We start from the raw sequence: 24,084 nt of genomic DNA on the forward strand, positions 1-24,084 counted from the left end.
AACTAATTTAATGAAAAATTGTTAGTAATCATTAAAAAATTACGTTTAATATAAAATAATGCTTTAAAATTAGAGAAGTTACAGTTTAAAACTTCAAAAATTATTAATTAATATGATCCATATAATAATTTAGTGTAGACCAATATTTGTCCTTATAAATTTCAAAACTTAATGCTAAACTATCTTCATGTTTTTTTATCAATTCTGTGAGTACTTTAGATGGAACTCTAAAATCTTTACAGGCATAAAATATTGTTCGAATACCTTCAGAAGATTCTCTTCCTAAATTTAAATTTCCACCACCAAATTTTAATTGATTGTCTAATTGATCTTCAAACTCATTTAGGAGTTGAATCGTTTCATTATTAGGAAAACCATTATTTTGCGTTCCGTCATATTTTATATTTACACAAACAAACCATTGATGAGAAGCTTTTTCTTCCCATTTTAATAAATCGGTATTTATAATTGCAATAAAAGGGTTTCCATTTGAAGTTGTTGACTCTAATACTGTGAAGGTATCGTTTTCGGTGCTGTGTTTTGTAGATTCATATTTTTCTACAAACTCTTTTTCGCGCCAAATTAAATAACTTTTTAATTTAGTTATTGAAATTAATTCTTCAGTTGTTTCATTTGGACCTATTATATTCATTTTGTCTATTATTGAGACTGCATTTAATTCGCCTAAGTAATTGTCTATAAATATATAACAACCTAAATCAATTTGTTCTTTATCTTCTATTTTATAGTCGTTATGGATTAATGTAATATTTATTTCATCTGGAAACGCCTCATTTATGATACTAAAAAATTTAATATTATCTGTATCAAACGTATAATTGTTCATGTTAATACCAAAAGATTCTCGTGTATTAGCAGGTTTAGAAGCAGTAAATTTCCAACCATCTACAATTGGAGCTGCATTTATCAACTCTTCTGCATAAACTATATTTTTAATATTTCCATCGGCAGTAATTATTAACTCTACAGTATCTTGATCATACATGCCTGTTAAGAAAAAATAACCTTCTTTCAATTCATTTAGCTTCTTAGATAAGTTTGCGAAAAAGAGGTCTTCAATATTTTTTCCGCTTTTAACTATTTCATGAAATTTTCTTTCATTTTGCATGAACCAATTCCAAAAATCTTCATTGTTATTTATCTGAAATTCTGTTTGCTTCGTATTTTTTCCAAATATTTTTTTAAATAAACTCATAACCTTCTTTTTACAGGATTTCTTCGACGTGTTTTTTAATATTGCTGGCAAGCTTTTCCGTTGGTAAATCGTTAGCATCATTACCAAATGGATCTTCAATTTCTTCAGCAATAAGCTCTAAACTAGCTAAAACATAGAATGTAAATACTACTATCGGAATTACATAATAACCTAAGTTGAATACGTAGCCAAAAGGTAAAGTCATTATATAAAAAAAGATAAACTTTTTAATGAAGGCACTGTAAGAGTAGGGTATAGGTGTGTTTTTTATTCTTTCACAAGCTCCACAAATATCTGTAAATGATTGTACTTCGTTATTAATGATGATTAGTTGGTCTCCTGATATCTTTCCAGATACATGCAAATCGTGTATTTTTTGAAATAGCATTTTTGCAATTTGATTAGGACGATGTTTGTGATGATCTATTTCTAAATCTAAATCATCGAAAAGCATCTTAGCAGTTTCTTCATCTCTTAGATGTTTTTGTAAGATTGAAGCATAAGCTGGTATTACTCTTTTAAAAAACTTTTTATCGTGTTCCTCTTTTAATATTGCTGATAGTTTTATGGCTAAATTTCTACTGTTATTTACCAATGCTCCCCAATGTTTTCTTCCTTCCCACCAACGATCATAGGCTGTATTGGTTCTGAAAACAAGTAGTAATGAAATGACAAAACCTAGCATTCCATGCATAATCGTTATGTTTTTTACATGACTGGTTTGTGCTAATTTCCAATATTCAATTTCTAAATAGGCTACTCCATAAGAGAAAAGACCAATGGTTATCATCATTGGAATTAATTGACGAAAGGTATCCGATTTATGAAAACGAAAAATAAAAGTAATCCAGTCTTTTGGGTTGTATTGAACCATATGAATTTAGAAATTAGAATTTAGAATGAAGGGTAAATTTAATAAATTATTTTAAACTTAAAATTCCTGCTAGTTCTTTTAAGTTTATCTCTGATAATTTTGTTTGGTACTGTGCATTAGCATAACGAACTGAAGCTTCTATGAAATTTTGTTGAGCAGTTCTCACTTCGATTGTTGTTATTGTTCCAATTTTAAATTTGGCTAATGTAATGTCTAAATTTTTACCTGCTATTTCTACATTTTCAGCTTCAATTTTAATTAACTCTAAATTGGTTTGATAACTTTCATATAATGAAGCTATTTTAGATTCTAAAGTTAATTTTTGTTGTTCTACTACATAAGTAGCATTTTCGACTTCATATTTGGCAGTTTTCTCTCTTCTATTCTGTAGTAAACCATTAAAAATAGGCACACTCGCAGTAATTCCATATACAAACCCTTGACCAGAAGACTGAGTAATGAAACCTAAAGATGCTTCTGAACGGGTGAAATTATAACCCGATGATAATCGAACAGTAGGGTAGCGGTTTCCTTTAATTTGTTTTAAATTTAAATCGGCTATTTTTTTAGATAAGATTTGCGCTTGCAGTTGCGGATTTTGTTTGGAAGCTAATTCTTTTAATTTGGTGTACTCTAAATTTTCGTCAAACGAAATCTCATTTATAACTTTAAAATCAGTTTGTAAGTCTCTAGTTAATAATTCGTTTAGTTTTATTTTTGTGTTTTTGTAGAATTGTTTTTGGTTTAATAATAAACTTCTATCGGTGTTCAAATCGACTTGAGCATTTAAAACTTCTAGTTTTGAAGCTTTTCCAATTGTAAAGCGATTTTGTGCTGTAGTAACTCTTTGGTTTGAAATTACAATTGCGCTATCAATGGAAGCAATTACTTGTTGTTGCTGAATTAAATCGTAGTAGGTGATGTATACATTGCTAATTCGATTAAGAATTGTAGCTTGCATTTCAGATTTTCCTTGCGCTTCTAAAACACTTAATTGTTCTTTTTTGGCAAACATACTTAAACCATCAAAAATTGTCCAATCTAAACCTACACCATAATTTAGCGAGAAGTTTTTGGCATTGTTTAGTTCTCTAACTGAACCATCTGCTTGGGTTTGTTTGGTATTAAGCTGACTATTGTTATTGTTTAAATTTGCACTAATAGTTGGTAATAAACCTGCATTGGCTAGGTTGTTATTTGTTTCATTAATTTTTGCATTGTTCTTTGCAATTTTAATTTCGAAATTGTTTTCTAAAGCAATTTCAATAGCTTCTTCAAGCGTTAAAACTTCTTGCGATTGTACAGTGAAGCTAATGAAAGCAAAAAGTAGGTATAGGTATTTTCTTGACATGATTATTTTTCTAAAGCATCTAAATTATCAAATTCTGGCCGGTGTTTTTTGGCTCTCGACCATAATAAATAAATGGTTGGAATTACAAAAAGGGTTAAGACTAATGAGAAAAGTGTTCCACCAACAATTACAACCCCCATTCCCATTCTACTTGCAGATGCAGCACCAAGCGATAATGCAATAGGTAATGCTCCTAAAGCAATGGCTAAACTGGTCATTAATATTGGTCGTAAACGTGATTCTGATGCTTCAATTATAGCATCATATTTGGTTTTTCCTTGTTCTCGTAGTTGGTTTGCAAATTCTACAATTAAGATTCCGTTTTTGGTTACAAGTCCGATTAGCATAATGGTTCCAATTTGACTGAATATATTCCATGTCTGATCGAATAACCATAATGAAAATAATGCTCCTGCAATTGCCATTGGAACGGTTAAAATGATAATAAATGGATCTATAAAACTTTCAAACTGTGCTGCAAGAATTAAATAAATTAACAATAAGGCTAAACCAAATGCGAAAGAAGTATTCGAACTACTTTCTACAAAATCTCTTGATTCTCCACCTAAATCGGTTGTAAATGTATCGTCTAAAACTTTTGCTTTTATTGCATTCATTGCATCAATTCCATCACTGATACTTTTTCCTGGTGCTAAACCTGCATTTATAGTTGCAGACATGTATCTGTTATTGTGATATAATTGTGGTGGATTGCTTTGCTCTTCTACTGCAACGACATTGTCCATTTGTATTAATTCCCCTTTATCGTTTTTAATAAAAATAGATTTTAAATCTAATGGTGTTGCTCTATCTTCTTGTAAAAACTGACCAATAACTTGATATTGCTTTCCGTTTTTCATAAAATAACCAAAACGTTGTCCGCTTAATGATAATTGTAATGTTTGAGCAATATCTATTACAGAAATACCTAAGTTTTTAGCTTTCTCTCTATCGATTGTTACGTTTATTTCGGGCTTATTGAATTTTAGATTTACATCTACCATAGAAAAGGTAGGGTCATTAGATGCTTCTTCCATAAATAATGGAATTTTTTCTTGTAGTTTTTCAAAATTTTGCGCTTGAATAATATATTGAATCGGTAAACCGCCTCTTCTTCCTACGGAAATAGTAGGTTGTTGAATAATTGCAGTTCGAGCATCGGGATAGGCTTTTGTCCATTTTCCTAATTGATCTGCAATTTCCATTTGTGATTGTTCTCGTTCACTTGGATCTTTTAAAGAAATTCGAACAAAACCACTATTAACGGATCCGCCTCCAAATCCTGGTGATGAAACGACTAAGCTTACTTTTTTTCCTTTAACAGAATCGTCTACCAACTTTGAAATTTCTTGCATGAATCGATCTGTATATTCATAGGTTGCTCCTTCTGGTGTAGACATTCTCATTACAAAACCACTTCTATCATCTAATGGAGCGGTTTCTTTTTGAAGTACAGAATAGAACAGATAAATCATTCCAAAACAGAAAATAACTATTGCAAAACTAGCCCATTTGTGTTTTACAAATCGTTTTAAATAGGACGCATAACCTGTGTTTAATTTTACAAAGTAGGGCTCTGTTAAATCATAGAATTTTGTTCTTTTTTGTTCTCCACCTTTCATTAAATAGGCATTTAACATTGGTGTTAATGTTAGTGAAACAAAGGCAGAAACTAATACGGCAGCACCAATAACGACTCCAAATTCTCTAAACAGTCTTCCAACAAAACCTTCGAGGAAAATTACAGGTAAAAAAACGGCAGCCAAGGTGATTGAAATGGATATAACTGCAAAAAATATTTCATTAGATCCTTTTATAGCAGCTTCTATTGGTGACATTCCTTCTTCTACCTTTTTATAGATGTTTTCAGTAACTACAATTCCATCATCAACAACTAAACCTGTTGCTAAAACAATGGCTAAAAGAGTTAATACGTTAATTGAAAAACCAAATAACCACATGATAAAAAATGTAGCAATTAGGGAAACAGGAATGTCTATTAATGGACGAAATGCGATTGCCCAATCTCTAAAAAATAAGTAGATAATAAGAATAACTAATACAATAGAAATTAATAATGTTTCTACAACTTCGGTAACCGATCGTTTTACAAAAACAGTAGTGTCTATCGCAATGTTTAATTTAATATCTTGAGGTAGGTCTTTCTTTAGTTTTTCAAATTCTTTATAAAAAGCATCTGAAATATCAATATAATTTGCACCCGGTAGCGGTACAATTGCTACAGCCACTAAAGGTTTTCCCGATTGTGTTAGCTGTGTTTCTATATTTTCTGGGCCTAATGTAGCCGAACCGATATCACTTAATCGTATAATCTTATCTCCAGTTGAACGAATAATTATAGCATTAAATTCTTCAGCAGTTGTTAGATTTCCAACTGTTTTTACTGTTAGTTCGGTATTATTTCCTGTAATTTTACCAGATGGTAATTCAACATTTTGTTCGTTTAATGCTTTTCTAACATCAGAAACTGTTAGTCCGTAGGATGTTAGTTTATTAGGATCAATCCATAAACGCATTGCGAATCTTTTTTGTCCCCAAATTTGAATACCACTAACTCCTGGAATTGTTTCTAGTCGTTGGCCAATAACATTTTCTGCATAATCACTTAATTCTAATCCACTTCTAGTATCACTTTGAACTGTCATGGATATAATTGCGTCACTATTTGCATCAGCTTTAGAAACGATAGGTTGTGAATCGATATCTTCGGGTAGACTTCGAATGGCTTGCGATACCTTATCCCGAACATCGTTGGCTGCTTCTTCTAAGTCTTTTTCGAGATTAAATTCAATTGTAATGGAACTGCTTCCTTGATTACTAGATGATGTAATGTTTTTTATTCCATCTATAGAATTGATTGCTTTTTCTAGTGGCTCAGTTATTTGCGATTCTATAATATCTGAATTTGCTCCGGTATAGTTGGTTCGAATTGAAATTTGTGCAGGATCGATAGAAGGATATTCTCTAACACCTAAAAATTTATAGCCAATGAATCCAAATAGAATAATAGCCAGATTTAATACGATAGTAAGAACGGGTCTTTTTATACTTAAAGTAGATAAACTCATGACTATTTTTTGAGGTGAATATTTAGAGGTGTTTCGGGTTTTAGACTCATTATTGCAGAAGTAATAATGGTGTCTCCAGCTTTCAATCCTTTTGTTACTAGAATGGATTTTTCGGTTCTTGTACTAGTTTCAATGTGCAATTCTTTTGCTTTTCCATTTTCTGAAATGAATATTTTTTTTCCGTTTTGTACTGGAATGATTGCTTCTGTTGGAATTAGAATGGCATTATTAATTTCAGTTAATGGCAATTTCACATTTGCATAGGTTCCTGGGAATAGTTTTCCTTCTTTGTTGTTTGCTTTTGCACGAACAAGTAGTGTTCGTGTTGCAATATCGATGCTTGGATCTATTGCATATATTTTAGCGGTGAATATTTCATTATTTCCTGAAACTGTAAAATTGATAGCTGAATTTAATTTAATTTCGCTTGCATATTTTTCTGGAATTGAAAAGGTTATTTTTAATTCGTCTGCACTTACTAAATTGGTTACAACTGTAGCAGGAGTGAGGTAGGTTCCTGGAGAAATGTTTCGTAGTCCAATTTTTCCAGAAAATGGTGCTTTAACAGCTGTTTTTGAAATTTGTGCTTGTATTAATTGCGTTTGTGATTGTAGACTTCTAAATTCTGCACTTGCAATGTCATATTCTTCTTGACTAATGGCTTCTTTTTCGAGTAGTAGTTGGGCTCTTCTTTCGTTTTCTTTCGCTAGATTTTTTCTCGTTATAGCTTGTGCTAACTGCGTTCTTAATTCGATATCGTTTACTTTGAAGAGTGTTTGCCCTTTAGTTACTTTTGTTCCTTCGTTGAAATAGATTTTTTCTACAATTCCAGAAACTTCGCTTCTAATTTCTACTTGCTCATCGGCTTCTATAGAACCAGAAACAGCAATTATGTTTGAAAATTTTTCCTCTTTGGCTATAATTCCGTTCACTTTTAGTGCAGGTTTATCATTTCCGTTGGTATTGCTTTTAGGTGTTGTTGATTTATCGGCATTCGATTTTATTCTATATCCAATAAATCCAACAAATAAAAGTAGTAATAGTAGTAATAGTAATGTTTTTAGTTTCATTTTGTAACTGTAAAATAGTTTGGAAAGCAAAGCTAGTTTTTACAGTTTTATAATGCGAGTTACTTATAATTTATTTAACATTTGTAGGTACAACTATTTAAGTGGTATTTCTATAGAGCTAGTAGCATTATAGAGCAGAGTTTTTTCTTTTTCATTATGCTACTTCAATATTTATTTATTGCTATTATAAAGTTGGGAATAGTTATTATGTAAATTATTGTGTTAATTATAGTATTTTGAATTGCTATTATAAAGTTACCGAATGCTATTATAAGATTTAAGATGCTTATTCTACTTTTTATGCTGGTAATTATAATATTACTGATAGCTATTATAGTTTTTATGGCATTAATTATAAAAAAAAACTACAAAGTTATAAGTGCTTTGTAGTTTCTTGTTCTTATTGTTTATCTGTAAATCTTAATCTTACTATGGCTTTGTAATACGGTTTTGCTGCTTCTCCGAGGGATTTTAAGTAGGCTTTAATTTCTCTCATTAATTGGATAATGTTTTTCTCATTATCATATAAAACAGCATTACGATTTTTTCTTGCTGTAATAAGCGCATTAACAGAAGCGTTTACTTGTATATTTAAAGATCCTAACTCTTGCTGATATGCTTGTAAACTTACTATTTGTAGCTCGGCTTCGTTTGGTGTATAAGCATTATGAGAAGCGAGTTGGTTTATATAGGTTTCCAAGTTTGCAATGCGACTGTCATAGGAGAGTTGTGCTGTTGAAATACTTTCTGTTTTTGCTGTGTTTGGGTTAATTTTCTTTGCAGTTTTTGTACCTCTCAATTTTCTAACTTGACTTTGCAAATTTTCCTTATCGGTTGTTGAAATAGCTACTGATTTTGCAAAATTGATACTTCTTGTGATTATTTTGCCCATTTCTTTCATTTTTAATTCTCTTGTAGCGACTACATTTTTATAAAGAGGAATTTTAGTGTTTAATTCGTTTACCACGGTTGCGAGTTCGCTTTTGTATGGGTTTAAATTAATTAGACTAATGTTTGTATTAGATGGGTTGTATAGTGCTCCCATTTCTTCTAATACTTGAAAGGCTGTGCTAAAGTTAGCTACGTTTTTGTTGTGCCCTGTTTCGCTTACTGATTTCTTTTTTTTAGTTGCCATTTTATGAAATATTTTTGATTATTAATAAATCGAAACAAATCAAAAAGTGTTCCATTTTTTATGACTATAGTGCTGTTTTGTGTGAGTATTATGTATTTTTTAACTTTTTAGGTGCTTTTTTTGTGATTTACTGACGGATTTAAAGCACGTTGCAACACTAGTTGGTGTTTTGTTTTTAAAGATGAAGAGATTTTGAGGAGTGGTTCGAGTTTGCACCCGAACCACTATTGCTTTATAAATTGTTGTGTGTTCGCTCTTTTCCGCTTAATTTAGAGAATTGAGACCAAGTTTATTTCCTTCTGTGTCCAAAAACAAGGCAAAAAATCCACTTTCATCTGCGTGAGCTGTTTTCAGCATAAGAATTTTTCCTCCATTTTTTTCAACCTTATCAAGAATGGTTTGAAGATTATCTCCTCCATTAAGATATATGGTTACTCCGTCAGCAGAAGGCTTATATCCTTCGCCTTTTATTAAAACTCCTGTAACCATTTGTTCTTCGTATGGGAATATTCCCATTTCCATTTCTGGCATTTCCATTTTTTCAATGTTAATGCCCAAAATCGCTTGATAAAAATTTATTGCTCGTGAAATATCCGTTGCTGGAATTTCAAAAATTGAAATATGACTTTTCATTTTATTTCTTTTTAGATTAGATTCAACTGTGATAGTCTCGGTTTTTGATTTGTTTTGGCTGTTACAGACAGTAATACTTAAGGAAAGAATTATAGCTGTATAAAGAATGTTTTTTTTCATATCGTTCTGCTTAATTTGATAAGACAAATTTAGATTACGTGTGAATACCAAAATTGTAAAAATGCGACACGTTGACTATTTGTAGAAAAGGGTAGATAGTGCCATATTTTCATTGCCTAAAAACTCCTTCGGGTTAATTCCAGTAAACTCCTTAAAGTCTTTTATGAAATGTGCTTGGTCAAAATATTCGCTTTTATATGCAATGTCAGTTAGGTTCTCTGTCTTCTTGTTAAGTAACATTTTTAGAGCAGTTTGCAAACGTATTACTTTACCTAACTGTTTTGGACTAACTCCAATTTGATTTTTGAAATTTCGTTCAAGTTGTCTCCGTTTTGATAAATCTTCTTTAAGAATTGTGCTTATCGAAGCACTTCCGTTTGTTGCTAAAAGTGCATCAATAGTAGTTTTTACGATATTGTCGATTGTAGTTTTTTCGTTTAACTTATCTAAAAGAAAATTTTCAATTATTTCTATTCGTTCATTACTATTCGTTGCCTCTATTATTTTTTGTTCCAATTCGTTTGCGGTTTTTTCTCCAAACAACAAATCTATTGGTGTTTCCTTATTCGCCAAGTTTTTAATCGGTATTGATACGAAATTCGCAAAACCGTAAGGATAAAAACGAATTGCAAATGTATTTACGTAGCCTGTCGGTTCAATATAAAAGGGTTCAATTGTTTGTCCGAGAACCATTGCACGAGGTTGTATAATAAATTCATCTCCAGAAGTATATCGTTTAATGTCGTCTCCAAGTATAAATGCCATTTCAATTGTTCCGTCTGGAATTATCCGCTGTCTTTGTGCATCAGATTCAGCAGGAACTTCTAAAGTCCAATAACAACTGATAAGAGATTCCAAATCAATATTTGGTTGAAATGTTTGGTAGTTCATTTGTAGTTCTTTTTTTGAGTGAAGGATAACTCGTTTATATGTATGACTATATACAGGTACCAAAATGATTATATATATACATGATTTTGCATTTTATATTTACAAATATAACTTTACCATTTTACTCTTACAGTAGGTATTTCTACCTGTTTTTATGTACTTGTAAAATAATTAACTTAACTATTTTATAAGTCATGATTCATTTTCTAATTACAAATTAATTATATGCTATTGAATTTGACCTCATTGTTTGGACTTTGCGGAGTAGGTTATTTTAAATTGTTGAATTGTAATGAGTCTCTATTTTATTTAAAACAGTTTTTAAATTCTCATTTTCTTCACAAACTTCAATATACAAGTTGGAATAAAATTCTTTGTTATTATTATGTACTTGTTTAAATTCATCTAACATGAATTCATAAGTAGCATCTAGATTAGTCTGACTTTCTAAAAATTGATTTATAGGATATTCTTCTAACAAATAACTCAAATTTTCTTCACTATGCTGTCCACTTGCTGAAAAAAGACTAACAGCCAGTAATTCCATACTGTCTAAGTTGCAACCATATTTTTCAAAAGCAAATAGTAATCCCATATATTCGTGGACAGTATGGTCTGTATCTAAGGTTTTTAAAAATGCACCATATAATTTACAATATTTACTATTTGATCTTAGTAAGGCTATAGCAAGAGTTAAACCAAAAACTTGTTCTTCATCTCTATAAAGGACAGCATATTTACCTACATCTAGGTTGTGTTTAATAATTAAATGTAATAAGTCTACTACTAGCTTTGTAGATTCTGGGAAAGAGCATGCAGCTTCAAAGAATGCAGCATCACTGTCTTCTTTTAAATATAAAACATCGTAACCTTGAAAGTAATCTTTCATTGGTTCACATTTAACTTCAAAAGAAGAAAATTCCCCATTTATGTACTTTCCAAAAATAAGTTTTAAAAATTCCCCATCTTCTATTTTAGTTAATAGTTTCTCATTTGTTATTTCTTTAATCAAACCATTTAAGGTTTCACAAATGTCTTTTTCTGACTCTAAATTGGATATTATTTCTTTTTTCATTATTTCTTCTTTTTTTGTACATCTAAAAAATATAAGTATAAGTTCATTTATTAGTATAAAAAGTTCTTATTTAAAAAGTAAATTAAGAATAATTATAGTATTAAATTTTTAACAAAGGTAAACCTCATATTTAGTTCAAAAATCACTATAAATAAGTATTTTTGATATTTAATTTATGTATTTAAGCAAAAAAATATTCTATTGATGGTAGTTCATTTTTTTATTAAAAGCTAAATTAAAGAAACGTTAAAGTATTGATAACAAGTTAAAAATAGCTCAATTGGGTTAGATGATAATTACACTACTGGTTATTTTAAACCTTTTTTTCTAATTTTGAAATTAAAATAATGTAACCATTTCCAATAATTAACATTGCAAAACAATGAAACGCTAGACTAAACCAATCTTTCATTAGTAAGGATAATAGAGTATCAAATCCATAAAGAATGATACAGAATAAATATGCTTTTTTATTTCCTTGTTTACTTTTAGTTCCTAGTACTATGAAAAGTAAAGAAATTAAAATTGTAATAATTAAAATGAAATAATGTGAATCTATATTTATAATGTTTTCTACTCCTTGAAAAGTAGTATAAATAAAATAATTTACGTTTAAGCCCAAAATAAATCGGAAATCATGATTGAATATAAAAGCAATTATATTAATTAGTGAAAATATACCTATTGCAGATATAAATGAAGTACCGTTTTGTATTAGTTTTTGCTCTTTAGTTTTTTCACTTTGTACATCTGATTTTTCATCGTCTCTTATTTTTAATACTTCGCTTGCTGTTGGTTTCAAACCCCTTTCATTTGCAATTTTTTTTGCAATTTTAACTTCTAGGTTTTTCCACTTTGAGGGTGTAACAAGTACTTCTATAATATCTTTATCTGAAAAAGTATACAGGTAATGATCTTCATTGTTTTCAAGTATTTCATTTTCATATGTTTCTTGTATTTTATCGACGCTCTCGAAATCCGAAGGTTTTATTTTTACAATTACTTCGTTTGCTGTCGCATCGTTTACTAATCTAAATTTTATAACAGGTTCTTGCAGTTCATATTGGATACTATGATTCTTTAATAATTGAATTAATTCTTCAGCATCAATTTCATCTTCAAATTTTTTATATTCTATAAAATCATCCATTTTTTTTATAATTTTATTATAAGGTTTTAAGCCTTTCTTTCCTTTGGGTAAAAGTAGAATAAAAGATAACAATTTCAAAAGAACTTTGGCATTCATAGAAAAAGGAAGTCTAGGTTTGTTTGCACTATGATATTTGCGTTTCTAATGAATATTTTAATTGCACTTTATGTAGTTGGTGAATTATTTTAAATCCGTATTATTTTTCATGTTGTATTCATTTATTATGTCATCATTTGAACGATAATCGCCTAGTCTTAGTGAATCAAATTCATCTTTTCCTTCATGTTTATAAATACCAATTTCTTTTAGTGCTTCATTAATCGCATCATTTACTAGCTTTGCTTTAGTTGGTATTTTTGGATTTTCAATTCCATCAAATGAAATGATTGGACCTAAAATAAGATTACCATTTTCCCATACTTCTGCAATTTGAAAACCTGGTCCGCCAAAATAATCGGTTTCTAAATAAAGACATTTTCCTTTAAAAGAAAACTCTTTGAGAATTTTAAGTGTTTGATTGCTTAATTCTTGATAGGGTTCAATTGTTTGCTCAGAATAATTAGATCCATATTTATTTTTAAAAGGTATTAAAAAATAGTTTCCTACTAAATTTACACTAGGTAATTCTCCTTGATATTTGAAACTCGTTATTATTCCATTTATTGTATGCGCCATTTTAATAAAATTTAATGATATTAATACCCTGTAATGAAAAATTCATTTCTTATAAAACTTAACTTTTTAGATACTTTAATTGTTTTAATTTCATCATTACATTCTGAACTAATTATTTCAATAGGCTGTGCTAACCAATCTAGTTCTGCTAAACACGTTTCTGTTTTTTGAGTTATACTATTGTTTTTTATAGTGCTGCTTATTGTTTGTGAAGCTTCTGCATCTTGAAATGTACGTGCTAGTGTTAATGTATCTGTTGTTTTGTTCGCTATTTCATCATATAACAATCCGTAAGTGCGTATTCCATAATCATATTGTTCGCTAACAATTAGTAGGTATTCGTTTGGCTTAATTTGTACTTTTCCAACAGGTAATAGTGTGGTGTTTTCTGTCCAATCAAATGTTTTTAATTGTAAGAAATATTTTTGATAGGCTAGAGGAATTAGTTTTTCTTTCGAAAAAAGGTGTATTTGTAAATCTTCAGGAATTATTATTTTAATACTGTCTGTTGAGAGTGTTTGAAAAAAATGTAATGGGGTAGTTGTCTTCTTATTCGATTGATTATTGCAATTGATAAATAGAATTGCAAAGAGAAAATATACTATTTTTTTCATTTTTTATAAATTTTACCAAGGACCATTTCTTGTAATATTAACAAATGAATTTCCATCGAAACGATAGGCTCCTTTAAAACCAACAAACCATAATCGTTGTTGTTGATCTTCATAGATTTGAAATGTTCCAGGACTAGAATCTCCAATTTCAATAGTATGTTTTGTAAGTTCTTTACCATTATAGCTATATAAATTTCGTTTGTCTGCATTGAACCAAATGATTCCTTTACTATCTTCTATAACACTACCAATACTAATGTCTTTGTCAAAAAGACTTATTTCAATTGGAGTATATTTAGTACCATTATAGTAGCAAAGTCCGTTGTGTGCAGTTGCAAACCAAATGTTCCCTTTTAAATCTTCTACTGTTTGATTTACATAATCATTGCAAAGTCCGTCTTTTTCTGAAATACCTATTATAGTATTGCCATTATATATATATGCTCCTCCATTGGTACTAAACCAAAGTTGTCCTTGACTATCTTCCATAATATTATGTACAATTTTATCGCTTGTAACTCCTCTAGTTGGATCTGGTTTGGCTTTTGGCAGTGCTAATACTGAAAATTTTTCACCATCAAATGAACATGCACCTTGAAGTGTACCTATCCAAACAGTTCCATTTCGATCGGTTGTAATACTCCAAACATCATTACTAATTAAACCATCATTTTCGGTATAATTGATGAAATAGGTGCCATCATATTTCGTTATTCCATCAGAATGACCTATCCATAAATTACCAGTTTTGTCTTCTGCTATGGCTTTTATTGTGATGCTTTTTCCATTTAAATTTTTAATATCGAAATAGACTAGCGATTGACCATCATAACGGGAAAGTCCGTTTTGAGTTCCAAACCAAAAGTTTTTATTTTTATCTTGTAGCATTGTGCGCACAACTCCGCTTATTTGATTTCCTTGGGATTCTTTTATATGTGGGTCGGTTTTAAACTCGGGAAGATTTTCAGCAGGGATACTAATACTATCTGCTAATATTTTAATTTTTTCTTTGTTAGGGAATGCTTTTTTAGTAACTATATTCTCTTTTTTCTGACCATTACATGAGGTAAATACGATTAAAAAAAGAAGAAGTATTATATGGATTCCTTTAAAGATTTGATTTCCTTTTTTAATGAATTTACTTTTCATATGTTTACTTTTTATTTTTTAGCGGTAACATAAGGTATTCCCTTTTTTAATGATTGGTGACTGCATATGCAAACTGCTAGTTTATGAGGATTTCATGTTATTCTTTTTTAAGCTTTTAGCTAATATAATTCCAAATGGTTTGTTTTTTACTGATTTCTAAAAAAACTTCTCGTAATTTTTTATGCTCAGGTTTTTCCATTGGAGCATCGTCTTTTAAGAGTTTTACAGCATGATGTCGTGCCAATTGCAAAATGTCTTTATCTTTCACAATATCTGCAATTTGAAGATTTAAAACACCACTTTGTTGTTTTCCCATAATGTCTCCTGGACCACGTAACTTTAAATCGACCTCAGAAATTTCGAATCCATCATTAGTTCGTACCATGGTTTCCATTCTAATTTTACTGTCTTCACTCAATTTAAAGCCTGTCATTAATACACAATAACTTTGTTCGGCTCCACGACCTACACGACCTCTTAACTGATGAAGTTGGGAGAGTCCAAAACGTTCGGCACTTTCTATAACCATTACAGAGGCATTGGGTACATTTACGCCGACTTCTATAACTGTTGTGGCTACCATTATATTTGTTTTTCCAGCAGCAAAACGTTGCATTTCGGCTTCTTTTTCAGCAGGTTTCATTTGTCCGTGCACAATAGAAATGGAATAATGGGGTAGTGGAAAATCTCTTGAAATACTTTCGTAACCGTCCATTAAATCTTTATAATCCATTTTTTCGGATTCTTGAATTAACGGATATACGATATAGATTTGTCTGCCCTTTGCAATTTCATCTTTAATGAATTTCCATACTTTTAAACGATTGCTATCATAACGGTGAACGGTTTGAATGGGTTTTCTTCCTGCTGGTAATTCATCGATAACAGAAATATCTAAATCACCATATAAGCTCATTGCTAATGTTCTAGGAATAGGAGTAGCCGTCATAACGAGTACGTGAGGAGGAATTAAATTTTTCTTCCATAATTTACTACGCTGCTCTACACCAAAACGATGTTGTTCATCTATAATTGCAAAGCCTAAATTTCTGAATTTAACCTTATCTTCTAATAAGGCATGTGTTCCAATTAGGATGTCTAATTCTCCATTTTCTAATGCTTCATGAATTTTTCTTCTAGCTGCAATTTTGGTTGAACCAGTGAGTAGTTCTATCTTAATATCCAGTTCTTTAGCTAATTCTGAAATACCATTAAAATGTTGTGTTGCTAAAATTTCTGTAGGTGCCATTAAGCAACTTTGAAAGTTATTATCTTTTGCTATCAACATGCAAAGTAATGCAACAATTGTTTTACCAGAACCAACATCACCTTGAAGTAATCGATTCATTTGTGCATTACTTCCTAAGTCATTTCGAATCTCTTTAATTACTCTTTTTTGAGCATTGGTTAATTGAAAAGGAAGATGATTGTTATAAAAATTAGTAAAATTATCTCCAATAATTTCAAAAGGGTGTCCTTTAATTTTATGTTTACGAATTAGGTTTTTTGTAATTAATTGTAATTGTATAAAAAACAATTCTTCAAATTTTAATCGGAATTGTGCTTTCGAAAGTAAGTCCTGGTTTTTAGGAAAATGAATATTTAATAAGGCTTCTTTTTTAGAAATTAGCTTTAATTCTTCAATTAAGTAGGTTGGTAGTGTTTCAGAAAATAAAGTATGCGTTTCTAAAAAAAGTTGTTGCATCAACTTGTTTACTACTCTGTTTGAAATGCCTTTATTTGCTAATTTTTCTGTACTAGGGTAGACCGGTTGCATGGCAGAACGAAGACTGGCTTTGTGTTCTGCTAATAATTCCATATCAGGATGTGCCATATTGAATGTACTTCCAAACTGACTTACTTTTCCAAATATTACATATACTTCATTGATTTTTAATCCTTCACGAATCCATTTGTGTCCTTGAAACCATACTAGTTCCATTTCTCCTGTGTCGTCTATAAAAGTAGCCACTAAACGTTTGCCTCGCTTTTGTTCTACCGTTTTGATATTTATGATTTTACCAATTATCTGTACTTCAGAATTGTTATTTTGAAGCTGATTTATCTTAAAATAGCGGGTTCTATCAATATATCGATTAGGAAATAGGTTTAATAAATCACCATATTTATGAATAGCCAATTCTTTACGTAGCAGTTCTCCTCTGTTAGGGCCAACTCCTTTAAGATATTCAATAGGTGTTTCGAGTAGATTCATGTGTAAATTTTCAACTTAGCGAAGATACTGTTTAATTTAAAAAATTAAAAATAGTAATACAATCAAAACAGGTAAAACTACTCGTTTTTAAGACAAATAGGTTTGCTAATTTTATCCTAGCTATAACAGATTAATAATTAAGGTATTAATAATCAAATTGATAATAGAATGAATCGCAAAAAAAATACTTGTAATTGTAATTCGGAAAATTGTTCGAATAAAAAAGAAAGTACACTGATTTTGAAAAAAACGGGACGAACTATTCCTTCGATTATTTTAAGCATTATTGTTGCTTTTTTTCCTAAATGTCCTATTTGTTGGGCTGTTTATATGAGTATGTTGGGGAGTTTCGGTATTGCAGAGATTCCTTATATGCGTTGGCTTTTACCTGTTTTTTTAGCTTTTTTAGCTTTCCATTTATGGTTATTATATAAAAAAGTACCTCAAAAGGGTTATGGTCCTTTTCTGCTTAGTATTTTAGGTTTTTCTATTATGTTGTTAGCTAAATTTATATTTATTACACAAGAATGGCTAGCGATATTTGGAATGGGTTTTATTTTATTTGGTTCGCTTTGGAACAGTTTTTCAATGCCAAAAACAAAATTAATTATTAATTGATCGTTATTTCATTGACTTTTTTAAATCGGTAATCAGTTGAATAGATGTTTCGGTATTCATCAATTCTAATTGTTTAATAATGAGTTCTTTTTCCTCATTAGAAATTTCAGGTTCAGGTTTCAAAAACTGTTTTTCGTTGGCTTCTTTAAAAAACAAGGCATCTGTCCATTCATTTCGAATACCATCTATAACTAAGTGAATTCTATCAACATCTCCTTTGTTAGCAACAGAATGTGTGAAATTGGCATTAATATACCAACATTCACCTTCATTCATTAATAATCTTTCGTTATCTAAAATGAATTCTACACTTTCATTTGTAATTACAGGTACATGAATTCTAAAATTCCCATCTTCATAGCCTAAACAATTGTCTGTATGTGGTTTTATGACAGCTCCAGCAGCTAATCGAAGTAGCCTTACTGTAGTTTTTTCAAACTCAAAACTGTCTATTATTTCTTTAAAATAATGACAATTATCGATTGCATCAGTATATTCAATGGATTCTTTACCCATTGGAAAGGCATTAATATTCTCTGATTTACCACCTTGCGATACTAATGCAATAGACGACCATTTTCCAGTATAGTCGTTAGTATTATAGTGGTTAATCCAATTCTTGTTTAAAATGATATGTACGTCTTTTTGAAGTTTTTGAATATCAAATAGTAGTGGGAATTTTATGTGTTTGATTAAATCACTCATATCAATTTACTTTTTAGAAAAATAATAATTTTATACTAAATCGCAATACCAAAAACCATAATTGAAAGCAGTATCATCGGTATCGCAAGCTGTATTTGTTGTTGCCGTTTTTGGTTTTTCATATTTTTTATAAACAATTTCTCCTATTTCAAAATCGATTTGTTTTGAGAAATTTGGGCCATCGAAGGTAAAGGTATGAAATTCTCCATTTTCTCCACAAACATCTACGTTATCGGGCAATTCTTTAATAAAGTCTTCATCAATTACTCTTCCAACAAATTCTTTTCCTAAATATTTTTCATTAACACAAACTACAATGGTTTTAAAACCTAATGATAAAAATTCTTCTATTATTTCTTTTGTGTCTCTTTTCCATAAAGGAAAAACTCCTTCAAAATTTGCAAGTGCTAATTTATCTTCTCTATATTTTCTAAGATCTTCAAGAAAAATATCTCCAAAAATTGAATATTTCACCTCTTTTTCTTTAAATTCTAGAAGTGTTTTCTTCATTAAATCATCATAAATCTCCATGGTTGGCATTTCTGGAACAATCATTTTTGTTAATGGTAATCCAATGCTTTGGGCTTGCTGTTCTAGAAGTTCAACACGAATACCATGCATTGAAATGCGCTGAAATTGTTGATTAACACTGGTTAAAAGTGTTATGATTTCATATTCCTTTTCTTGTTGTATTTTATAGAGTGCTAAAGCAGAATCTTTACCGCTGCTCCAGTTGAATATTGCTTTTTTCATTTTTTTTGAATGTTTTAAAGTGTAAACTTACAAAATTTAGTCTTTTTATAGTTTAAATTTAAACAACACTAAAAAAATAACTAAAAATAGATCTGAAATTTTTATATTTCTGCATGTGTACTTTATAATAAATTTTAGTTAATTATTTTGAATTGTTTTTAAAAATTTACGATGAATGAGGAAACATTTTTCTATTTTTATAAAATTATTTATTAAATTAATAATTTAAACAAACATGAAAAAAATATCTTATTACTTTTTATCATCCTTAATTCTTTATTGTGTATTATTTAATGTTTCGTGTACATCGGATAATTCTCCATCTGAATCTGAATCAGTTGCACCATTATCACCAACGCCAACCTCGTTAAATTTTCAAGAGATAATGTTAAACACTTTTTCTGTTGCTAATTTTTTTAAATTTTCTTCTACTGGGATTACTAATGATATAATTATAAATTCACCCTCTGCATTTTTAATTTCCTCGGATAATAGTACCTATACAAACTCTATAACTCTTTCTAATACAGCAAATCAAAATATAACAATATATGTGAAATTTGCTCCTACTGAATTAGGTTCTGTAGATGAATTAATAACAATTAATTCATTGAATCGCCCTCAAAAAACAGTTCAAGTAAAAGGTATTGGAATTCCAAGAGTATATAATTATCAAACATTTTTAAATGCAAGATCTGCTTTTGGAGCCGGATTAAACCAAACGAATACAGAAACTTTTGTAATGCATAATGATGTTACTAATATTGAAAAAATTTATGCCTATATAAAATTAAAATGTCCTACAGGAGGTTGTAATGCATGGGATGTTTTTGCAAATATTAAAGTTAAAGATCCTCAAACAAACGATTGGTATGAAATAGCAAGATATATTACACCTTATGGAAAAAATAATGAGCAAGTTAGTAGAGGGTTCAAAGTTGATGTAACCGATTTTAAATCTCTTTTAACCGGTTCAGTTGAACTTAAATCTTTTGTTGAAGTTTGGGGTAATGACGGCTGGTTGGTTTCAGTTGACTTCGATTATATTGAAGGAACTCCAGATTATAAATATTATGCAGTTTCAAGCGTGGTTCAATATAATCAAAACTCTTTGGAGGGTGTTGTTTATGGTGAAGATGCTTCTGCTTTTGATTTAACAAAAACGGTGCAAATACCTTCTAATTCACAAGCTACAAGTTTAAGGACAGTTATAACTGGTTGGGGACATGCAACTCCTAATGATCCAGATGGCAGGCCATGTGCAGAATGGTGCTATAGAACTCATAAGGTAAAAATAAACAGTGCAGATACATTTTCACATTATCTAGGCCCGATAGGTTGTAATAGTAACCCTGTTCAGCCACAAGGTGGAAATTGGAGTCCTGATAGAGCAGGTTGGTGTCCTGGAATGGGTGTTCCTGTAAGAACTGATAATCTAACAAATTCTTTTGCGGGTCAAAGTTTTGATTTTGAATATGAGTTTGAGCATTGGGTAAACGATTTACTTTCTACAAATTCAAATATTCATGCTTATTATGCAATATCTACTTTTGTAGTTGTAAAAAGTGATACACCAATTGTTAAACCAACGGTAAACTAAAAAAAAAGCATTTTTTTAAGAGAAGCTGTCCAAAAAGTATAATTTTGTTATTTATTCTTAAATCGAAATAACAAATTTTATCCTTTTGGATAGTTTTTTTTTATTTATATAAATTCTATTATGAATCGTATTTTATTATTTTTATTTATTTCACTATCTGTTTATTCTCAACAAACAAAAAAGGTTGATTTTAAAGTTTGTAGGGCTATTGTCTCTCCAAACCATATTGATGAAACAATTACAGGAGAAGTAGTATATGAATTTGAAGTAAAGTCAAAAATTGACACCATTCGAATTAATGCTATCGCTATGGTTTTCACAAACGTTTTATTAAATGGTAATGAAGTAGATTTTAAAAATTCGGGAAAAGAATTGTTGCTCTTTGAAGGCTATAAGAAAGGAAAAAACATGGTTTCGTTTCGATATACAGCAAAACCGAAGCAAACTTTATATTTTAGTGGAGAAGGGGAAGATTTACAAATTTGGACTCAAGGACAAGGAAAAAACACCAGTTATTGGCTACCTAGTTTTGATGATGTGAATGAAAAAGTAATTTTTAATTTATCAGCTAGCTTTAGAAATGATTTTGAAGTAATTCTGAATGGAAAATTTCTTGCTAAAAATTATAATTCTAAAGGAAACCTAATTCAATGGGATTATTCTATGGAAAAACCAATGTCTTCTTATTTAGTTATGATGGCAATTGGGCGATTTATAAAACAAACAGAAATTACAAAACAAGGAACTGTTTTAGAATTTTATTTAGACAGAAAAGATGCAGACAAGTTTGAATCGACCTATCGCTATTCTAAACGTATGTTTGAGTTTTTAGAAGACGAAATAGGAGTGAAGTATCCTTGGGGAGTTTACAAGCAAATTCCTGTGCGTGATTTCCTTTATGCAGGTATGGAAAATACAACCTCTACTATCTTTTCTCAGGATTTTGTAGTCGATTCTATATCTTTTAACGATAAAAATTATGTGAATGTTAATGCACATGAATTAGCACATCAGTGGTTTGGAAATCTAATTACAGCGAAGGAGAGTAAACACCATTGGTTGCACGAAGGTTTTGCTACCTATTATGCATTATTGGCTGAAAAAGAAGTTTTTGGAGAGGACTATTTTTATAATGAATTGTATGAATCTGCACAAATTTTAGAACAAGCAAGTAAGCAGGATACGATTCCAATTTTAAGCCCTAAAGCAAGTTCATTAACCTTTTATAAAAAGGGTGCTTGGGCGCTTCATGCTTTGCGTAGTGATATTGGAACTATAAAATTTAAAAAAGCAATACAATGTTATTTGAATAAATATGAGTATGAAAACGTTGATACCGATGAATTTCTGAAAATTATAAGAAAAGCATCAAGATATGATATTAAAAAATTTAAGAAGAACTGGTTAGAAAGTTCTAAATTTAATTTCAATACAATTGAAAATTACCTCGTTATTAATCAATCGGTTAATCAGCTTCTTGAATTCAATAGAACGAATAGACAGTTAAGTGAAGAAGAATTATTTGAAAAGTTAAAAAAAGGAATTTTATCCAATTTATATTATAATGTAAAACAAGAGATTGTTTTTCAATCGCAAAATTTATCAGAAGAACATAAAATGGAAATTATTTTGTTGGCAATGGAAACCAACGATACAAAAGTGAGACAAACAGTAGCTGAAGTTTTAAAAGTAATTCCAATCAATTTTAAAGTTAAATTTGAGACTTTATTAAATGATAATTCATATATTACTAGAGAAATAGCTTTGTTCCGATTATGGACTAATTTTAAAGAAGATAGGGAAAGTTTGATTGCCCTTTCTAAAGATTGGATTGGTACTAATTATAATTTAAAAATAGCCAACTTAACTCTTAAAATTGTTGGTTCTAATGATAATTTTGAACGAAAACAAAACGCAATTGCAGAATTAGAGATTTATACAAAATTGCCTTATGAATCTTCTGTTAGAGAAGCAGCTTTACAAACGTTTATAGAGTTAGGTATTATAACCGATAGTGTTTTAGAAGAATTAATAGAAGCTTCAATGCATCATAAATGGCAATTTGTTAAGTTCGCAAAAGATAATATTAGAAAACTGATTTCTAACGATGATATTAGACAAAATTTTATACGATTACAATCAGAAACTTCTCAAAAAGTAACTGAAAGAATTAATTATTTCCTAAAAGAAACCGAATAATGAGAGCATTAGTAATATCTGGAGGAGGAAGCAAAGGTGCTTTCGCTGGAGGTGTAGCACAATATTTGATTAGAGATTTACACAAAGATTATGATTTATATTTAGGTACTTCTACAGGAAGTTTATTGGTTTCTCATTTAGCTTTAGAAAAAGTTGAAAAAATTAAAGAAATATATACTTCGGTAAACCAAAATACTATTTTTAGTCATTGTCCTTTTGTTGTTAAAAAACAGTTTGGAGAAGATACTATTGCAATTAATCATTTTAAAGTATTAACCAATCTTATTAAAGGATCTAAAACTTTTGGTGAAAGCAAGAATTTAAAAAAACTAATAAGAAAAGTATTTACTGTTGATGAGTTTGATATTTTAAAAGCCAGTAAGAAAGAAGTAATTGTAACAGTATCAAATTTGTCTTTAAATACGGTAGAGTATAAATCGATTAATGATTTTAGTTATGATGATTTTTGCGATTGGGTATGGATTTCGTGTAATTACATACCTTTCATGTCTTTAGTTAGAAAAAACGGTTGCGATTATGCCGATGGTGGTTTTGCATCAATGGTTCCAATTGAAGAAGCTATTAAAAGAGGAGCAACACATGTAGATGCAATTATTCTTCACACTGAAACTTCAATATATAATAGAATGCCTGCAACAAGTCCGTTTAATGCATTGACCAATCTATTTTCTTTTATGATGGACCGAATAGAATACCAAAATATTAAAATTGGTAAATATGAAGCAAAATTTAAAAATGCAACCATTAGTTTCTATTATACTCCAACGCTATTAACTACTAACTCTTTGGTTTTTAATAAAGAACAAATGAAACAATGGTGGAAGAGTGGTTATGATTATGCAAAAAGTAGAGAAATTGATACTCAAGAAATCCCTGTTGAAGAATAAAAAATAAAAAAAAGTTAATTGAAAGGGTAACAAAATTGATTCAT

20 protein-coding genes are annotated in these 24,084 nt (G+C 29.8%); 4 read left to right on the forward strand and 16 right to left on the reverse strand.

Annotated elements, in window-relative coordinates:
• Positions 1-103: 103 nt before the first annotated feature.
• The 14 genes from L2Z92_RS16690 to recG form a co-directional block, all read right to left on the reverse strand.
• Positions 104-1,216 (reverse strand): DUF695 domain-containing protein, encoded by a 1,113-nt coding sequence (locus L2Z92_RS16690; protein WP_236455660.1) that lies wholly within the window; start codon positions 1,214-1,216, stop codon positions 104-106.
• Between the two features lie 10 nt (positions 1,217-1,226).
• Positions 1,227-2,090 (reverse strand): bestrophin family protein, encoded by an 864-nt coding sequence (locus tag L2Z92_RS16695; protein ID WP_236455661.1) that lies wholly within the window; start codon positions 2,088-2,090, stop codon positions 1,227-1,229.
• Between the two features lie 46 nt (positions 2,091-2,136).
• Positions 2,137-3,441, reverse strand: coding sequence for a TolC family protein (locus L2Z92_RS16700; RefSeq protein WP_236455663.1), 1,305 nt, complete (start codon positions 3,439-3,441; stop codon positions 2,137-2,139).
• A 2-nt stretch (positions 3,442-3,443) separates the two neighbouring features.
• Entirely contained in the window at positions 3,444-6,530 is a 3,087-nt protein-coding gene (locus L2Z92_RS16705) for an efflux RND transporter permease subunit (RefSeq protein WP_236455665.1), read from the reverse strand.
• Positions 6,531-6,532: 2 nt separating this feature from the next.
• Positions 6,533-7,600 carry an efflux RND transporter periplasmic adaptor subunit gene (locus L2Z92_RS16710; protein ID WP_236455666.1) on the reverse strand — a complete coding sequence of 356 codons (1,068 nt, stop codon included), beginning with the start codon at positions 7,598-7,600 and terminating at the stop codon, positions 6,533-6,535.
• A 400-nt stretch (positions 7,601-8,000) separates the two neighbouring features.
• On the reverse strand, positions 8,001-8,735 hold the full coding sequence (locus tag L2Z92_RS16715; protein WP_236455668.1) for a hypothetical protein: 735 nt from the start codon (positions 8,733-8,735) through the stop codon (positions 8,001-8,003).
• Positions 8,736-8,999: 264 nt separating this feature from the next.
• Entirely contained in the window at positions 9,000-9,488 is a 489-nt protein-coding gene (locus tag L2Z92_RS16720; RefSeq protein ID WP_236455669.1) for a VOC family protein, read from the reverse strand.
• A gap of 75 nt (positions 9,489-9,563) precedes the next feature.
• The gene (locus L2Z92_RS16725) at positions 9,564-10,379 is read right to left on the reverse strand and encodes an AraC family transcriptional regulator (protein WP_236455671.1); all 816 of its coding nucleotides are present in this window, start codon (positions 10,377-10,379) and stop codon (positions 9,564-9,566) included.
• A 274-nt stretch (positions 10,380-10,653) separates the two neighbouring features.
• On the reverse strand, positions 10,654-11,454 hold the full coding sequence (locus tag L2Z92_RS16730) for a hypothetical protein (protein WP_236455673.1): 801 nt from the start codon (positions 11,452-11,454) through the stop codon (positions 10,654-10,656).
• 313 nt (positions 11,455-11,767) lie between these two features.
• Positions 11,768-12,604, reverse strand: a complete 837-nt coding sequence (locus tag L2Z92_RS16735; protein WP_236455675.1) for a hypothetical protein — start codon at positions 12,602-12,604, stop codon at positions 11,768-11,770.
• Positions 12,605-12,784: 180 nt separating this feature from the next.
• On the reverse strand, positions 12,785-13,279 hold the full coding sequence (locus L2Z92_RS16740; RefSeq protein WP_236455676.1) for a hypothetical protein: 495 nt from the start codon (positions 13,277-13,279) through the stop codon (positions 12,785-12,787).
• 20 nt (positions 13,280-13,299) lie between these two features.
• A complete protein-coding gene (locus L2Z92_RS16745) occupies positions 13,300-13,893 on the reverse strand; it encodes a hypothetical protein (protein WP_236455677.1) in 594 nt (197 codons plus the stop codon).
• A gap of 12 nt (positions 13,894-13,905) precedes the next feature.
• Positions 13,906-15,042, reverse strand: a complete 1,137-nt coding sequence (locus L2Z92_RS16750; RefSeq protein WP_236455678.1) for a ligand-binding sensor domain-containing protein — start codon at positions 15,040-15,042, stop codon at positions 13,906-13,908.
• A 115-nt stretch (positions 15,043-15,157) separates the two neighbouring features.
• Complete coding sequence (gene recG, locus L2Z92_RS16755) at positions 15,158-17,257, reverse strand: ATP-dependent DNA helicase RecG (RefSeq protein ID WP_236455679.1); 2,100 nt, start codon at positions 17,255-17,257, stop codon at positions 15,158-15,160.
• 168 nt (positions 17,258-17,425) lie between these two features.
• On the opposite strand from recG, the gene L2Z92_RS16760 reads away from it, so the two are divergent.
• Entirely contained in the window at positions 17,426-17,875 is a 450-nt protein-coding gene (locus L2Z92_RS16760) for a hypothetical protein (protein ID WP_236455680.1), read from the forward strand.
• 3 nt (positions 17,876-17,878) lie between these two features.
• Here L2Z92_RS16760 and L2Z92_RS16765 read toward each other — a convergent pair whose 3' ends face one another.
• Both L2Z92_RS16765 and L2Z92_RS16770 read right to left on the reverse strand, forming a co-directional pair.
• Complete coding sequence (locus tag L2Z92_RS16765) at positions 17,879-18,580, reverse strand: aspartyl/asparaginyl beta-hydroxylase domain-containing protein (protein ID WP_236455681.1); 702 nt, start codon at positions 18,578-18,580, stop codon at positions 17,879-17,881.
• Positions 18,581-18,610: 30 nt separating this feature from the next.
• Positions 18,611-19,333: a Dph6-related ATP pyrophosphatase gene (locus L2Z92_RS16770; protein ID WP_236455682.1), complete on the reverse strand. Its 723-nt coding sequence runs from the start codon at positions 19,331-19,333 to the stop codon at positions 18,611-18,613.
• A gap of 235 nt (positions 19,334-19,568) precedes the next feature.
• Between L2Z92_RS16770 and L2Z92_RS16775 the strand changes: the two genes are divergently transcribed.
• From L2Z92_RS16775 to L2Z92_RS16785, 3 genes are all read left to right on the forward strand, one after another.
• Entirely contained in the window at positions 19,569-20,933 is a 1,365-nt protein-coding gene (locus L2Z92_RS16775) for a peptide-N-glycosidase F-related protein (protein ID WP_236455683.1), read from the forward strand.
• A 120-nt stretch (positions 20,934-21,053) separates the two neighbouring features.
• Positions 21,054-23,132 carry a M1 family metallopeptidase gene (locus tag L2Z92_RS16780; RefSeq protein ID WP_236455685.1) on the forward strand — a complete coding sequence of 693 codons (2,079 nt, stop codon included), beginning with the start codon at positions 21,054-21,056 and terminating at the stop codon, positions 23,130-23,132.
• A complete protein-coding gene (locus L2Z92_RS16785) occupies positions 23,132-24,040 on the forward strand; it encodes a patatin-like phospholipase family protein (protein ID WP_236455687.1) in 909 nt (302 codons plus the stop codon). The genes L2Z92_RS16780 and L2Z92_RS16785 overlap by 1 nt, the downstream gene beginning before the upstream one ends.
• Positions 24,041-24,084: the final 44 nt, after the last annotated feature.

Source organism: Flavobacterium jumunjinense (genome assembly GCF_021650975.2).
Lineage (GTDB): Bacteria > Bacteroidota > Bacteroidia > Flavobacteriales > Flavobacteriaceae > Flavobacterium > Flavobacterium jumunjinense.